The sequence below is a fragment of the Motiliproteus sediminis genome (assembly GCF_017912535.1).
Classification (GTDB): Bacteria; Pseudomonadota; Gammaproteobacteria; order Pseudomonadales; family Balneatricaceae; genus Motiliproteus; species Motiliproteus sediminis.
Window position 1 is genome coordinate 63,898 of the sequence record NZ_JAERQK010000001.1, and the last position, 15,425, is coordinate 79,322.

Annotated in this window: 16 protein-coding genes; 13 read left to right on the forward strand and 3 right to left on the reverse strand. The window is 60.7% G+C overall.

The features are described from left to right. Nucleotides 1-23: 23 nt before the first annotated feature. On the reverse strand, nucleotides 24-1,112 hold the full coding sequence (gene amrS, locus JJQ76_RS00310) for an AmmeMemoRadiSam system radical SAM enzyme (RefSeq protein WP_210394590.1): 1,089 nt from the start codon (nucleotides 1,110-1,112) through the stop codon (nucleotides 24-26). A 59-nt stretch (nucleotides 1,113-1,171) separates the two neighbouring features. Between amrS and amrB the strand changes: the two genes are divergently transcribed. From amrB to JJQ76_RS00360, 10 genes are all read left to right on the forward strand, one after another. Further along, a complete protein-coding gene (gene amrB, locus JJQ76_RS00315; RefSeq protein WP_210394591.1) occupies nucleotides 1,172-1,951 on the forward strand; it encodes an AmmeMemoRadiSam system protein B in 780 nt (259 codons plus the stop codon). Further along, nucleotides 1,938-2,504 (forward strand): AmmeMemoRadiSam system protein A, encoded by a 567-nt coding sequence (amrA, locus tag JJQ76_RS00320; protein WP_210394592.1) that lies wholly within the window; start codon nucleotides 1,938-1,940, stop codon nucleotides 2,502-2,504. The genes amrB and amrA overlap by 14 nt, the downstream gene beginning before the upstream one ends. A gap of 71 nt (nucleotides 2,505-2,575) precedes the next feature. Beyond that, the gene (locus tag JJQ76_RS00325) at nucleotides 2,576-3,949 is read left to right on the forward strand and encodes a sensor histidine kinase (protein WP_210394593.1); all 1,374 of its coding nucleotides are present in this window, start codon (nucleotides 2,576-2,578) and stop codon (nucleotides 3,947-3,949) included. Then, on the forward strand, nucleotides 3,942-4,943 hold the full coding sequence (locus JJQ76_RS00330; RefSeq protein WP_210394594.1) for an NADH-quinone oxidoreductase subunit B family protein: 1,002 nt from the start codon (nucleotides 3,942-3,944) through the stop codon (nucleotides 4,941-4,943). The genes JJQ76_RS00325 and JJQ76_RS00330 overlap by 8 nt, the downstream gene beginning before the upstream one ends. 4 nt (nucleotides 4,944-4,947) lie before the next feature. Further along, nucleotides 4,948-6,387 (forward strand): nickel-dependent hydrogenase large subunit, encoded by a 1,440-nt coding sequence (locus JJQ76_RS00335; protein ID WP_210394595.1) that lies wholly within the window; start codon nucleotides 4,948-4,950, stop codon nucleotides 6,385-6,387. 89 nt (nucleotides 6,388-6,476) lie between these two features. Beyond that, complete coding sequence (hisA, locus tag JJQ76_RS00340; RefSeq protein WP_210394596.1) at nucleotides 6,477-7,235, forward strand: phosphoribosylformimino-5-aminoimidazole carboxamide ribotide isomerase; 759 nt, start codon at nucleotides 6,477-6,479, stop codon at nucleotides 7,233-7,235. 351 nt (nucleotides 7,236-7,586) lie between these two features. Continuing rightward, a complete protein-coding gene (locus JJQ76_RS00345) occupies nucleotides 7,587-8,438 on the forward strand; it encodes a DUF3800 domain-containing protein (RefSeq protein WP_210394597.1) in 852 nt (283 codons plus the stop codon). A 79-nt stretch (nucleotides 8,439-8,517) separates the two neighbouring features. Beyond that, complete coding sequence (locus JJQ76_RS00350; protein WP_210394598.1) at nucleotides 8,518-8,790, forward strand: hypothetical protein; 273 nt, start codon at nucleotides 8,518-8,520, stop codon at nucleotides 8,788-8,790. A 367-nt stretch (nucleotides 8,791-9,157) separates the two neighbouring features. Further along, nucleotides 9,158-9,568 (forward strand): hypothetical protein, encoded by a 411-nt coding sequence (locus JJQ76_RS00355; RefSeq protein WP_210394599.1) that lies wholly within the window; start codon nucleotides 9,158-9,160, stop codon nucleotides 9,566-9,568. A gap of 332 nt (nucleotides 9,569-9,900) precedes the next feature. Then, nucleotides 9,901-10,161, forward strand: coding sequence for a hypothetical protein (locus tag JJQ76_RS00360; protein ID WP_210394600.1), 261 nt, complete (start codon nucleotides 9,901-9,903; stop codon nucleotides 10,159-10,161). Nucleotides 10,162-10,178: 17 nt separating this feature from the next. Here JJQ76_RS00360 and pfkA read toward each other — a convergent pair whose 3' ends face one another. Next, entirely contained in the window at nucleotides 10,179-11,186 is a 1,008-nt protein-coding gene (gene pfkA / locus JJQ76_RS00365; RefSeq protein ID WP_210394601.1) for a 6-phosphofructokinase, read from the reverse strand. A gap of 290 nt (nucleotides 11,187-11,476) precedes the next feature. On the opposite strand from pfkA, the gene msrB reads away from it, so the two are divergent. Both msrB and msrA read left to right on the forward strand, forming a co-directional pair. Continuing rightward, on the forward strand, nucleotides 11,477-11,923 hold the full coding sequence (msrB, locus tag JJQ76_RS00370; protein WP_210394602.1) for a peptide-methionine (R)-S-oxide reductase MsrB: 447 nt from the start codon (nucleotides 11,477-11,479) through the stop codon (nucleotides 11,921-11,923). After that, a complete protein-coding gene (gene msrA / locus JJQ76_RS00375; RefSeq protein ID WP_210394603.1) occupies nucleotides 11,924-12,421 on the forward strand; it encodes a peptide-methionine (S)-S-oxide reductase MsrA in 498 nt (165 codons plus the stop codon). A 21-nt stretch (nucleotides 12,422-12,442) separates the two neighbouring features. Here the strand turns inward: msrA and JJQ76_RS00380 are convergent, their stop codons facing one another. After that, complete coding sequence (locus JJQ76_RS00380; protein ID WP_246480007.1) at nucleotides 12,443-14,047, reverse strand: sensor histidine kinase; 1,605 nt, start codon at nucleotides 14,045-14,047, stop codon at nucleotides 12,443-12,445. Nucleotides 14,048-14,368: 321 nt separating this feature from the next. Between JJQ76_RS00380 and JJQ76_RS00385 the strand changes: the two genes are divergently transcribed. Continuing rightward, nucleotides 14,369-15,349 carry a TAXI family TRAP transporter solute-binding subunit gene (locus tag JJQ76_RS00385; protein ID WP_210394604.1) on the forward strand — a complete coding sequence of 327 codons (981 nt, stop codon included), beginning with the start codon at nucleotides 14,369-14,371 and terminating at the stop codon, nucleotides 15,347-15,349. Nucleotides 15,350-15,425: the final 76 nt, after the last annotated feature.

Here is a 15,425-nt window from a genome sequence, read left to right on the forward strand (position 1 = left end):
TTTCCCTCTGCCGAATAGAAGGCCTAGCCTAAACCGAGCGTGACCGGTTGTCGATGGGCGCCCCAGTTGCCGGGGCGTGGATCAAACACCCCGGCTGCGGCGGCTCCGCACTGATCACAGCGTCCTGCGGCATCCAGCCCCCAATGTCTCAGTCGGTACCAGTCGCGCTCTATCAATAGTGCTCCACACTGGTGGCACCAGGTGCTGCCGCCCTCGGGATCGTGCACGTTTCCGGTATAGACGTAGCGCAGCCCCTGGTCGCGTCCGATAGCGCGGGCACGGGTGAGGGTTGCGGCCGGCGTTGCGGGGTGGTCGCGGAGCTTCCAGTCGGGGTGAAAGGCGCTGAAGTGCAGCGGCACATCCGGTCCGAGATTGTCGGCGATCCAGCGGGTCAGTTGCTGCAGTTCTGCGTTGCTGTCGTTCTCGCCGGGGATCAGCAGGGTAGTGATCTCGAACCAGACCGAGGTGTCGTGGCGTAAATAGAGCAGGGTGTCGAGGACGGTGTCCAGATCGCCCCCGCACAGGTGGCGATAGAACTTCTGGGTAAAGGCTTTCAGGTCGATATTGGCGGCATCCATGGCGGCAAAGAACGCGCGTCGCGGCTCCGGAGAGATGTAACCGGCCGATACCGCCACGCTATGGATGCCCTGTTCGCGACAGGCGGTGGCGACATCCACCGCGTACTCCATAAAGATCACCGGATCGTTGTAGGTGAACGCTACCGAACGGCAGCCGTGGCGCACCGCTGCGGTGGCCAGTTGTGCTGGCGTGGCCCGGTCCATCAGCCGGTCCATCTGGCGCGACTTGCTCACATCCCAGTTCTGGCAAAATTTGCACGCCAGGTTGCAGCCGGCAGTACCGAAAGAGAGTACCGGAGTGCCGGGCAAAAAATGGTTGAGGGGTTTCTTTTCGATCGGGTCGATACAGAAGCCGCTGGAGCGTCCCCAGCTGTAGAGTACGATCTGCCCCTGTTCGCAGCCACGCACAAAGCAGAGTCCGCGCTGGCCCTCGCGCAGTTTGCAGGCGCGGGGGCAGAGATCACACTGAATCCGGTCGTCGTCAAGGCGGTGCCAATAACGAGTCGGGTGCGGTGTGATTATTTCGCTAGTCATCCGCGCCGCTCCGTTGCTATAACTGACAGTAAGAATAATAACGATACGGGAGACCTGCCATGGAGGTCAGACACCCAGCTGTAGCCGGGGTTTTCTACCCCGACAATCCGCATCTGCTGAGTCAGGCAGTAGATCGCTATCTCAGCGATAATCCCTGCAGCGGTCCACCACCCAAAGTGCTGGTGGTGCCCCACGCCGGGTATGTCTATTCCGGCCCGGTGGCGGCACGGGGCTATAACCTGGTAGCGCCGGTCGCCGGACGTATCCGGCGGGTAGTACTGCTGGGCCCCTCCCATCGCTTCCCGCTGCAGGGGATGGCGCTGCCGGGGGTCGATTGCTTTGAAACGCCGTTGGGCGAGGTCCAGATCGACAATCTGCTCAGCTATAGCCTTGAGGGGCTGCCGCAGGTATCGGTGTTGTCGCCCTGTCATGCCGCGGAGCATAGCCTGGAGGTACAGCTGCCGTTTCTGCAGCGGCTGATTCCCCAGTTCAAGCTGCTGCCGCTGCTGGTCGGTCAGTGTCCGCCGCGCCAGGTGGCGGAAGCGCTGGAGATGGTCTGGGGCGGTGACGAGACCCTGATCGTTATCAGCACTGACCTCAGCCATTACCACCCCTACGATGAAGCGCAGCAGATCGACCGCCAGACCAGTCACGGCATCTGTGCCTGTCGTAGCGATCTGGCCGGCGATGAAGCCTGCGGTTGCGCCCCTCTCAACGGCATGTTGCTGCTGGCACGTGAGTTAGGGCTGCAGGTGGAGCTGTTGGATCTGCGCAACTCCGGTGATACCGGCGGTGAGCGCGATCGCGTGGTCGGCTACGGCGCCTATGCGCTCTACTGACACCCTTGATCCGCAACAGCGTGGCTGGCTGCTGGCTCATGCCCGGCGGGCGATTGCACAACGCTTGCAGGCGGCTACCGAGCCCGAGGCGGAGCCCGCTCCGGCCGGGCTCGATCAGCCCGCTGCCTGCTTTGTCACCCTGACCCGCAAGGGCAAGCTACGGGGCTGCATAGGTACGCTGGAGGCGCAGCAGCCGCTGGCTGACGCGGTGGCCCACTACGCTGAATCGGCTGCCTTTGATGACCCCCGCTTTCCACCGCTGGAGCGCCAGGAGTGGCCGGATACCGAGGTGGAGCTTTCGGTGTTGTCGTCGCCGCAGCCCTTGGCGGTGGCCAGTGAGGCCGACCTGCTGGCGCAGCTTAAACCACACCTGCACGGCTTGATCATCGAGCATGGCCACCACCGTGCCACCTTTCTGCCGCAGGTGTGGGAGCAGCTGCCGGAGGGGCGCGACTTTGTGCGTCAGCTGAAGCGCAAAGCGGGATTGGCGGACGAGTTTCCCTGTGAGCGCTTGAACTGCTCGATTTATACCGTTATCTCCATTAGACGCTGAGCCGCGTCTTCGCTGTACCCGGGCGCAGGGCGCACGCTATGATAGGCAGATCACGAACAGCAGGGGTGGTCATGAGCGCCGAGCGCACACCAGATCCCAACGCGGCATTCCGCATACACACCGACGGTGATTCACTGCAGCTCGATACCGCCGCTGAAGCGGCCTGGGTCGATGTGGTGCATCAGATGGAGGAGGTTTACTCCGATCTGATTCGCTATCAGGTGGAGATCGAGCAGAAAAACGAAGAGCTTGAAGATACCCAGCAGTTTGTCGCCAGCGTTCTGGCTGCCATGACCGATGTGCTGATTGTCTGCGACACCCAGGGACGGATCGTGCAGGTCAATCAGGCGTTGGAGGAGATCGTCGGCTTACCGGAGCGTGCTCTCAGCGGACGCCCCTTTATCGACCTGTTTACCCCGGAATCCCGTGACGAAATCGAAACCAAGCAGCAACGGGGACCGCTGGTGCTGCAAGACTGCGCGGTGGAGTTGTTGACCGCTCATGAGCCGGTACCCTTGTCGATGAACTGTACCCGCCGCTTCGACGCACGTGGGCGCAGCCTGGGCCAGGTGCTGATCGGCCGCCCCATCGGCGAACTACGCCGCGCCTATGACGAACTCAATCGCAGCCACGCCGAACTCAAGCGCGCCCAGCAGCAACTGATCGACTCGGAAAAGATGGCATCGTTAGGGCGGCTGGTGGCCGGGGTGGCCCATGAACTCAATAACCCGATCAGCTTTATCTACGGCAACGTACACGCGTTGAGCGGTTACAGCGAGCGACTGCAACAGTATCTGGAGCTGCTTCACCATGCGCCGCAGGACACTGCGGTCGCAGAGGCGCGGCGACAACTGCGGATCGATAAGCTGCTGCAGGATCTGCCCTCGCTGATGGCGGGTACCATGGAGGGTGCCGAACGGGTACGGGATATTGTCATGGATCTGCGCCAGTTCTCCTCCGGGCAAAAGCAGCACGACGAATCCTTCGATCTGGTGCACGTGATCCAGACAGCGGTGCAGTGGGTAACCCGCGATGCGCCGATCAAGCTCCGTATCGGTTATGAACTGCCGCGCGCGCTGCCACTGAAAGGGCATCCGGGACAGATACAGCAGGTGCTGATCAATCTGGTGCAGAACGCCGTTGACGCCATGGCAGAGGTTGATTCCCCGCGCCTGAATTTAAGCCTGGAGCAGAGCGCAGCCAAAGTGCGTTTTCGTATTCGCGATAACGGCCACGGTATCCCTGAAGCCCACTTGTCGACGCTGTTCGAACCCTTTTTCACCACCAAGCCGGTGGGGCAGGGCACCGGTCTCGGGTTGTCGCTGAGCTACGGTCTGGTGGCTGAGCATGGTGGCCGCCTGTGGGCAGAGAACGACCCCCGTGGCGGGGCGGTATTTGTAATGGAGTTGCCGCTTGGTGACAGCGCGGAGGCCAACAATGTTTAACCTGCTCTGGTTGCAATCCGGTGGTTGCGGCGGTTGCAGCATGTCGCTGCTCAACGCTGAGTCGCCGGATCTGCTGACCGCGCTGGAGGTGGCGGGGATTAACCTGCTGTGGCATCCCGCGCTCAGCGAAGCCACCGGCAGCGAAGTGCGCACCCTGCTGCAGGCACTGGTGGATGGCGAACAACGACTCGACGCCCTCTGTATCGAAGGTGCCGTCGTCTGCGGCCCCGATGGCAGCGGCCTGTTCCACGTACTCTCGGGCACCGATACGCCGATGCGCGACTGGATCGTGCGTCTGGCGGCGCGGGCGCGCTATGTGTTCGCGGTGGGCAGTTGTGCCTCTTTTGGTGGGGTCTCTTCTGCCGGCGCCAATCCCGGCGAGATGCGAGGCCTGCAGTTTGACGGCCAGCAGCCGGGCGGCGCGCTGGGTGCGGGGTTCGAACCCGCAGCCGCGGGCCGGGTGGTGAACATTGCCGGTTGCCCGCCTCACCCCAACTGGGTGCTGGAAGCGCTGATGAGCGCAGCGCTGGGCGAGCTGCAGGCTGAGGCGCTGGATGAGCTGGGTCGGCCGCGCTTTTATGCCGACCACCTGGTGCATCACGGCTGCCCGCGTAACGAGTTCTATGAGTACAAAGCCAGCGCTTCCAGGGCCTCGGACGGCGGCTGTTTGATGGAGCATATGGGTTGCGTCGCCACCCAGGCTCACGGCGACTGCAATATTCGCCTCTGGAACGGTGAGGGTTCCTGTACCCGTGGCGGCTACGCCTGCATCAACTGCACTGCGCCGGAGTTTGAGGAGCCGGGGCACAGTTATCTGCAGACGCCCAAGCTGGCCGGTATTCCGGTCGGCTTGCCCACCGATATGCCCAAGGCCTGGTTCGTGGCGCTGTCGTCGCTGTCAAAAGCGGCGACGCCGGAACGACTCAAGGTCAATGCCCACAGCGACCACATCAAGGTGGCGCCCAAAATTCATCCCGTTAACAAGAAGCGATAACCCCGTGAGCAGACTGGTCGTTGGCCCCTTCAACCGTGTCGAGGGCGACTTGGAAGTAAAACTGGATATTGATCAGGGGCGGGTGAGCGATGCCTGGGTCAACTGCACGCTTTATCGCGGTTTCGAGCAGATCATGCGTGGCAAGCCCGCCGCCGACGCGCTGGTACTGACCCCGCGCATCTGTGGTATCTGTTCGGTGGCCCAGTCCGCTGCCGCCGCCCGGGCGCTGGCGCAGCTGCAGGGCTGTGTGGTGCCGCCCAACGGTGAACGCGCCGCCAACCTGGTGCAGGCGTGCGAAAACCTGGCCGACCATCTCAGCCACTTCTATCTGTTCTTCATGCCGGACTTTGCCCGGCCCCAGTACGCCGGCGAGCCCTGGTATGACGACACCGCGGCGCGGTTTCGCGCCCTAAAGGGCAGCGCGGCGCGTCAAGTGCTGCCGGCGCGCGCCGCGTTTCTGAACCTGATGGGGCTGATGGCGGGCAAGTGGCCCCATACGCTGGCGATCCAGCCCGGCGGTTCTACCCGTGCGATCCAGCCGCAGGAGCGGCTGCGCATCGTGGCGATTCTCAAAACCTTTCGCCAGTTTCTGGAGCAGGCCACCTTCGGCGACCGGCTGGAAAACGTGGCGGATATCGCCGACCTGACGCAGCTGGAACGCTGGCAGCAGCGCCACCGCGACAGTGATCTCGGGCGCTTTCTGGGCTTGTCCCGGGCGCTGGAGCTGGAGCGTTTGGGACGCGCTGCCGACCGCTTCATGAGCTTTGGCAGCTATGCCGAAAGCGGCACGCCGCTGCTGCGTCCCGGCCTCTGGGATGGTGGCTGGCAGGCGCTGGATACCGATCAGATTCGTGAAGACGTCAGTTGCAGCTGGTTGCAGGACAGTGTGCCGTTGGCGCCCGCTCTGGGCGAAACCCGGCCACAAGCCGATAAGGCCGGTGGCTACAGTTGGTGCAAGGCGCCGCGGCTGGATGGCCGGGTGATGGAGGTCGGCGCTCTGGCGCGGCAACTGGTCGATGGTCACCCGCTGGCGGAGGCGCTGGTGGCGGATTCCGGCGGCAACGTGCGCAACCGGGTGGTGATGCGGTTGTTGGAGCTGGCGCGGGTGTTGATCCAGATGGAGCACTGGGCGCTGGCGCTGGAACCCGGAGAGCCGTTCTACCGGGATGGCGGTGAACCCCGTGACGGTGTCGGCGTCGGTCTGGTGGAGGCCGCCCGTGGTAGCCTTGGCCACTGGGTGGATCTGCGCGACGGCAAAATCCACAACTATCAGATTATCGCCCCCACCACCTGGAACTTCTCGCCCCGTGATGGCGACGGTCAGCCCGGCGCGCTGGAACTGGCGCTGCGCGACACGCCGGTGCAAGAGGGCGAGGTGGATCCGGTCGCGGTTCAGCACGTGGTACGTTCGTTCGATCCCTGTATGGTCTGCACCGTTCACTGAGCCGCGCTGGTCGCCGGTAATGCTGCATACATTGGCGCGCTGCCTTGGCTATAATGGCGGCCCCAACTCATTCAGCCGGAGTGGCCGTTTTGACCCAGTTTCGTCCGTGCATCGACCTGCATCAGGGGCAGGTGAAGCAGATCGTCGGTGGTAGCCTCAATGACCAGGGCGCCGACACCAACTTTGTCAGCACCCATGGCGCTGCTTATTACGCCGATCTCTATCGTCAGCACGGGTTGACCGGGGGGCATGTGATCGCCCTGGGGCCGGGCAACAAGGAACAGGCGCTGCAGGCGCTGGCGGCCTGGCCGCAGGGGCTGCAGTTTGGTGGCGGGATCAACCCCGGTAACGCCGCCGAGTTTCTCGAAGCCGGCGCCTCTCACCTGATCGTGACCTCCTACCTGTTCGAAGGTGGCCAGTTCTCCTGGCAGCGGCTGGAGCAGATCAAGGCTGCAACCGGCAGTGAACGGCTGGTACTGGATCTCAGTTGCCGCCGTACCGCCGATGGCTGGCGCATCGCCACCGATCGCTGGCAAACGGTCACCGAGCTGGCGATCACCGCCGATACTCTGCGTGAGCTGGAATCCCACTGCGCCGAATTTCTGATTCACGCTGCGGACGTTGAAGGGCTGCAGGGCGGTATCGATCAGGAGCTGGTCCAGCTGCTCGGTGAGCACTGCCGCATTCCGGTGACCTACGCCGGCGGCGCCCGGTCGCTGCAAGACCTGCAGCAAGTGGCCGATCTTTCCGGCGGCAGGGTGGATCTCACCATCGGCAGCGCACTGGATATCTTTGGCGGCAGCGGGGTGACACTGGCGCAGTGTATCGACTGGAACCGGGCGCAATAGGGTGCTCGGCGGCGCCGCCCTTGATTCGGTCGCAAAAGGCCTTTAAGTTCTCAGAATCGACCGGGTGAATGGCCGCTCCCGCGGCCAATGGCCAACAGGAAGAACCGAGCATGGATTGGCCTTTCCTCATACATTCAGTACGCGCCATGGGTCCATCTCCCGATACCTCTGTTATCGGGCCTTGCGCCTGTTTTTTTCGAACGCAGGCTGACGAGGCTACAGAAAGCAGCGGTATTTCAGCAGGTCGTAATCGCTGTATTTGAGCGCGACTGAAACAGTGGTGCACCTGAAAATAATTATTATGAGGCCTTTGGCCTCATAAACGGGCTGTTAACTGCATAGGAGGGATTCGTGCACTTTTTCTACATGGATGAAAGTGGCTGTACTGGAGCCAATCTTGAAGATGCCAATCAACCTATCTTTGTTCTTGGTGGTATCTCTGTCGCAGATCAAAAGTGGAATAACACCCAGACATCCTTTTCAAAGATCATAAGCAGCTATTTCGAAGGGAAAGTCCCAGAAAATTTCGAGCTTCATTCGCTTGAATTGCTTAGCCCAAAAGGTGAAGGGCCATTCGCCGGTCACGATATAGAAAAGCGGCTTCAACTTGTCAGGGATGTATTGGGGTTGTTAGATGATCTTGGCCACGATGCCTTCTTCTACGCGATTGAAAAAGAGGTATTAAATGGCCGGGAGTGTGACTTCGATTTTCCTTTTGACTATAAAACACCGTATCTATGCTCCTTTGATTATCTCGTGACCTACATAAATTGGCATGTGAAGAAAAACTTAGGGCATACAGCCAGAGGTTTAATAGTTCTTGATGAGAAAGATAATCTTCATGCAGATATAGAGCGAATAGTTCATAACCGAAGATTTGAAGGCGCAGCGACCAATCGGGTGAAATGGATTGTAGAGTTCAGTTACCCTGTAGACTCAAGAAAGAACCCTATGATTCAAATGTCAGACTTAGTTGCACTATGTCTGCGCAGATTTCTGGAAATAGATAAAGGCTACAGAGACAAGTGGCCTGTTGTTGTAAAGACATTTTACGCTGAGTGCTACAAAACCATTGATTCTCGCGTCAGGAGAAAAAAGATAGTCGAACGCACCGGAAAGAAGTCAAAAAACCTAAATGATTTTATGACAGAAATTCAGTGCAAACCCCGTACACGCTGGAAGAGTCACTATGGCGTGCAGTAAAGCAGTTAACAAGACCAGCCAGAGGGACAGCCAAACCGCTACGCGCTTTGTCTGCCCCTGCTGGAGGCGTTAAATGCCGATGAATAATATCGTAGCCTTCAACATAGCAGTCGCCGAAATATTCGGTCAGTGCTACAGGGAATTCCCAATCCGAGTGACCATTTCAAAAATGGATGTAGGCATTGGAATCAAAGAAGCAATGGGGGACGACCCGGATGGTTATTTCGATCTTTCTGAGATCGAATATCAGATTGCAGAGGAAGCTATGGAGTGGCTAATACAGGCTGGCTATTTATGGTGTAAGAACCCTGGTCGCCCAATCAGTTTCGAGGGTGTAACGTTAACCCCCTAAGGTCTTGAAGTCTTTAACGCTGTACCTGATGAGCTTCAATCTAATGTGTCTTTGGGAGAACAACTGAGCAAAGGGATCAAGGCGCTGGGGAAAGACACAGCATCTACAGCCGTTAAAATAAGGTTAACATACGGTGCCAAAATGGTTATCGGCACTTAACAAGTGACGGCGGCCCTCCCGTCAACGCACAGCCCAACTGCGGTGGGCTCGGTCCTTCGCTGCTATGCAGCAGCCTCTCCTTAGCAGAGCGCTAGCTGGGACAAACAATACCCTGGGCCGATAACGGGCGGTTGACGGTAACAACAGCGCAGCCGCCCGGTCAGTCTCCTATCCTATGTTGTCAGGCAACTCCGGAGTCAGTATCGGCATGCACCCTGTTATCCAGCAACATCCCACCGGCTGTGGCATCGCTGCTAGCGCACTGCTGGCCGGCGTCGGTTATGCCGAGGCGAAGGCGGTTGCCAGCGCGCTGGGGATCGATGCCTCGGACCCGGCGCTGTGGTCGGATCCGAACTCCGTTCGCCGGCTGTTGCGGCAACTGGGCGTGGCACTCGCGCCCGACCAGACCCCGTTCGACTCCTGGGAGCATCTGCCGGACAAGGCGCTGCTGGCGATCAAGTGGCGGATGGAGGGTGACAGACCCTTCTGGCACTGGGTGGTTTTTGTGCGCGACGGTGACGGTGCACGGGTGCTGGATTCGAAGGCGTCGCTGAAGTCCAACGTTCGCCGGGATTTCGGCCGGATAAAACCCAAGTGGTTTATCGAGGTGTGCGGCTGATATCGCGCTTAGTTGCTGCCTCTGCTTGTTGCTTGCCCCCGTTTTCTCTGTGATTACCGCGCTCCGCGTTACCCTAGGCTCTGACTAATCCGTCAACTGAACGCAACCAACCCAACCCAACCCAACCAGGCCGTGCCGGCGCGGCAGGGGGCTGGCGCGATATATGCTGCAAATACCGAGTGTAACGCTAGGTATTATTCTGGCATTAATAAAATCAAGTTGTTAGCAAGAGTGATCTATCCCGACCACAACAAGAATCGCTCCGTTGTGGCGCCGTGGTTACCGGTTCGCACTACGGCGGTGCGTCTAACGGGGCAATGGAGGACGTAATCATGCTGACGTTTAAAGATTGTGCCGATTACTGCGATCTGTCCGATGACGAGATCCAGGGGCTGCTGCAGGGCACTCATGTATCACCAATCGAGGTGTGTGCGCTGGTGCAACAGTACGCCGATGACCCCAGGGAGTGCCGCAAGATGGTGGGCTTTCTGCAGGAGTATCTGGAGAAGGTTGAACGCCAGGCCGACGCCAAGCGTGCCCATGAGGTGCACCAGGCGATCAACCACTTTGTTGCCAATCACCCTATGATCTGACCCGCAGGTCCAGCCGCTCAGATACTACGGCGCAGCACCGCCGCCAGATCGGTCACTCCGGGCGGCAGGGTCTTGCTTTTGCCGGCGACGTCGGTGAGCGGCACCTGTACCAGCTGGTGCCGGGCGATGCCGAGCATGATATTGGAGTCGCCGGCGAGCAGATGGCGGATCGCCATGGCGCCCAGATAAGAGGCCAACATGCGGTCGTGCCCGGTGGGTGCGCCGCCCCGTTGGGTGTGGCCCAGTATACAGACCCGCGGTTCCAGCCCGCGCTCAATCAAGGACTGGGCCAGCGCCTGGGTGCGCCCCGGCACGGCGCCCTCGGCCACCAGCACCAGACTGCTGCTCTTGCCGGCCCGGTGGCTCTTGACCAGTTCGTCGTAGAGCCAGTCCGGGTCGAACTGGTTTTCTGGCGTCATTACAAACTCGGCCCCACCGGCGATGCCGGCGTAGGCGGCGATAAAGCCGGAATTGCGTCCCATCACCTCTACCAGAAACAGGCGATCGTGGGAGTTGGCGGTATCGCGGATGCGGTCGATGGAACCGAGGGCGGTGTCTACAGCGGTGTCAAAACCGATGGAATCCTCGGTACCGTAGATATCGTTGTCGATGGTGCCTGGCAGGCCGATCACGGGGAAGCCGGTTTCCTGTTGCATCAGCATGGCGCCGGTCAGCGAGCCCTCGCCGCCGATCACCACCAGTGCCTCGATACCGGCATCCCTGAGCTGCTCAACCGCTTGCCAGCGTACCGCCGGATCGCGAAACGCATCGCAGCGGTCGCTTTTCAGTATGGTGCCGCCCCGCTGCAGGATATGCGCTACTGCGCGAGTGCTGAGGGGGCGGACGTCGCCCTCCACCAGGCCGCTGTAGCCGCGCTGAATACCAAAAATATCGACATCTTCGCTGTGGCCCGTGCGCACGATCGCGCGGATGGCGGCGTTCATTCCCGGTGCGTCGCCACCGCTGGTCAGTACCGCGATACGGTTGAAATCACATTTTTTGGGGAGTGACTGCAGTCCGAACATGAACACGCCTCGTGGTGGTGATGCGGGGCCGGACGAAGTGGCCCGCGGTTAATTTACATTAGCATGAACCGTTGCAGCGGGGCAGGCCAGCTCCGTGCTTTGGCGCAAATTTGTGATTGTTTTCAGTCGGCTAGCTGTTCTGTCTGGAAAGCCCTCGGGGGGCTTGCGTGCTTTTTGACCCCGCAGGGTAACGAATCGGCGTTCTGCGGCTCTAATAGCGCAAGGTCTGCCGCGGGCGGACTGTTGATGATCACTTGGGGCCGGCAGTGGCCGGCAGCATGAGGACAGCGATGAGTGACTACCGTAAAACCGACGATGCGGTCGCCCGGCTGACGCCGGAGCAGTATCAGGTAACCCAGCAAAACGGCACTGAACGCCCCTTTACCGGTGCTTATACCGACCATACCGAGCCGGGGTTGTATGTGGATGTGGTCTCGGGCGAGCCGCTGTTTGTATCGACCGACAAGTACCACTCCGGTTGCGGCTGGCCCAGTTTTACCAAGCCGGTGGAGCCGGCCAATGTAACCGAGCTGCGCGATACCGGCCACGGGATGATTCGCACCGAGGTGCGCTCAACCCATGGTGACAGCCACTTGGGGCACGTATTCCCCGACGGTCCGTCAGACCGGGGCGGGTTGCGTTACTGTATCAATTCGGCGTCGTTGCGGTTTGTGCCGCGCGCGCAGATGGCAGCCGAGGGTTATGGGGCTTATCTGGATCAGGTGGAGGGTGATTGAATGACACAACGTGCGGTTCTCGCCGGCGGCTGCTTCTGGGGTATGCAGGAGCTGATTCGTAAACTGCCGGGCGTGGAGCAGACCCGGGTCGGCTATACCGGTGGTGATGTGGCCAATGCCACCTATCGTGATCACGGTACCCATGCTGAAGGGATCGAAATTCTGTTTGATCCGGCCCAGATCAGCTATCGCCAGTTATTGGCGTTCTTCTTCCAGATTCATGACCCTACCACCTTGAATCGCCAGGGCAACGATCGGGGGCTCTCCTATCGCTCGGCGATCTATTACACCGACGAGGAGCAGCGGCGGATCGCCGAGCAGACCATTGCCGAGGTGGATGCCTCCGGCCGCTGGCCCGGGCCTGTAGTGACCGAGCTGGCCCCGGCGGGTGATTTCTGGGAGGCGGAGCCCGAGCATCAGGACTATCTGCAGCGCTACCCTCAGGGCTACAGCTGCCACTTTCCCCGCCCCGACTGGGTGTTGCCGCCGTCGGACTGAGTTGGTGGTAAGATCCGCGCCTCAGTCGACGGTTGCGGTCGCCTCCGGCGTGGTTCGCGTCGCCAGCCTGAGCAGAAAGCGCGCCCCGCGGGGGTGGTCGCTGTTGTTGGCCGCGCAACGCAGCTCGCCGCTCAGGCGCTGGGTCGACAGGTTGTAGGCGATATGCAGTCCCAGCCCGGTGGACCCCTGATGGCGGCGGGTGGTGAAGAAGGGGTTAAACACTTTGGGACGGATCGTTTCGTTGATGCCGCGGCCGTCGTCGCGATAGTCGATCAGGGTGGTGTCGCCGTCGCTGCGTGCGCGGATGGTGATGGTGCCCCCCGGGCGTTCCTCGAAGCCGTGAATCAGCGAGTTCTGGATCAGGTTGGACAGAATCTGGTACAGCGCGCCGGGGTAGCTGTAGAGCCGCAGATCCGGCGGGCAATCGATCTCGATCTGGGGCTGGCTCTGTTTTAACCGCGGTGCCATCGACAGCAATATCTCATCCAGATACTCCCCCAGCATGAAGTGGCGCGCCTGCTCGCTCGACTGGTCCGCAGAGACCTGTTTGAAGGCGTTGATCAACTGTGCGGCGCGCTTGAGGTTGGCGGTGATCAGGTCGCTGCTCTCCGCGGCGATGGCCACCAGCGGGTGCTGGTCCTGACGCTGCCGGAAGCTGACCGCCTGATCCTGCAGGTAGGAGGCTGCGGTCAGACCGATGCCGATCGGGGTGTTGATCTCGTGGGCAACCCCGGCGACCAGATTACCCAGCGCGGCCATCTTCTCCGACTCCACCAGCTGACTCTGGGTGTTGCGCAACTGGTCGAGGGTGTTGCTGAGTTCGGTGTTGGCCTGTTGCAGTTCGCGGGTGCGCTGTTGAACCCGCGCCTCCAGGCGTTCGTTGAGCTCCGCCAGTGCCTGCTCCGCCTGAATTCGCTGGCTGATATCCTCCTTCAGGGATTCGCGCATGGTATTGATGGCGCTGACCACTTCTCCCAACTCGTCCCGCTGCTGGCGGCGGCGGGGCAGAACCAGAGGTTCATCGAGGGCGTGGGGTGTCAGCGCGCGGGCGTAGCGCGACAGCGTGCCCAGGTGCTGGGTCACCAGCTTCCAGAAGATGTAGAGAATAAAGATCGACACCAGAAAGGTCTTGATCCCCTGGGTGGCAAAGATCACCAGCACCCGGTCCTTCAAATTGCGGTACACCCGCTCCAGGCTGAACATCACCGTTAACTCGCCCAGGCGGTACTCCTCGCCCTCGGCGGTGGTGTGGCTGAGCGGGTAGCGCCGGGTCAGCAGCGGTGTGTCGGCGGCCGGTTGGCGGCCGGCGGTGAAACGTTCATCGAACTGGGTATCCAGCAGCAGGTACTGCAGGTCGGGTAGCTGCGACAGGCCGTCCAGTTGCGCGCGAATCCGCTCGTCGTTGATCAGCCACACCTGGCTGGCGATCTCGTTGAGCGAGGTGGCTTCCAGCTGGCGGATGCGATCCTCGATCAGTTCCAGATCGTTGCGGTAATCAAGGTAGATCTGGGTGGCGGTGGAGGTGAGGGTGATGACCGAACTGAATAGCAGGATGTACGCCAACAGGCGCACTGCCAGCGGGTTCTCTTTTCGGTACTGTCGGAGTTGGTAAAGCCAGCGCATCATCTGCTCGGTTCCTGCGGTCGCGGCCGCATGGTAGCGCATTCCGGCGAGGGAACGACACTTTGCGACTCAGCGGCATTGCAGTGGGTTTAGCGCAAGGAGCTGCCGGAGTGGGTAAAAAAAGCCGGAAAGGCACGCAAGGAGGTGTTAATGGCGCGTATGGCGTACGCGCTGGCATCGCTGTCTATCTAAGATGCGTCCACCCTGTCGAAAACGGTCGGCCCGGCAGCAGTTGGGCGGTCGGCCAGCAATCGGTGTGTTAGGGGCGTCCGGCGCCATCACCCCGGCGGACATAAGAACCATAAGATTGATAAGGATAAAGCGATGAATCTAAAGAATATTGTTGCCACTACCGCGCTTTCTGCCGGTATGGCGCTGTCTGCGCTCAGCGGCTCTGTTTCTGCGGCTGAGCAGCGTTTCGTGACTATCGGTACCGGCGGCCAGACCGGCGTTTACTACGTTGTTGGTCAGTCCATCTGCCGTCTGGTTAACCGTGGCTCCGACGATCACGGGATCAAATGTACCGCCCCCTCGACCGGTGGTTCGGTCGCCAACCTGAACGCCATCCGTGCCGGCGACCAGGACATGGGTGTGGCCCAGTCCGACTGGCAGTACCACGCCTACAACGGCACCAGCAAGTTTGAAGATCAGGGCGCCAACCCCGATCTGCGGGCGGTGTTTTCCGTGCACCCCGAGCCCTTCACCGTGGTGGCCCGTGCTGACTCCGGCATCAATACGTTCGACGACCTGAAGGGCAAGCGCGTCAACGTCGGCAACCCCGGCTCCGGTCAGCGCGGTACCATGGAAGTACTGATGGGTGCCAAGGGGTGGAGCATGGATGACTTCAAACTGGCTTCCGAGCTGAAGTCTTCCGAGCAGTCCCAGGCCCTGTGCGATAACAAGGTGGACGCGATCATCTTTACCGCCGGTCACCCCAACGGCTCCATCAAGGAGGCGACCACCTCCTGCGATGCCAAGCTGATCTCTGTGACCGGTGCTGAAGTCGACAAGCTGGTGGGTGACAACGCCTACTACGCCGTCGCCACCATTCCCGGCGGTATGTACAACGGTACCGATGCCGACACCACCACCTTCGGTGTGGGCGCGACCTTCGTGTCGTCTACCCAGGCCGATGCGGATACCATCTATCAGGTGGTGAAGGCGGTGTTCGACAACTTTGACCGCTTCAAGCGTCTGCACCCGGCGTTCGCCAATCTGGACCCGGCCAAGATGATCAAGAACAACCTGTCTGCTCCGCTGCATGAAGGCGCGGTACGTTACTACAAGGAACGCGGCTGGATGTAATTCCGCCGGTAGCTGCGCGGTCGGATAGTTGCTATCCGGCCGCGTTGGCGTACCTGTCCCCGGCTCCGTTCTGCGG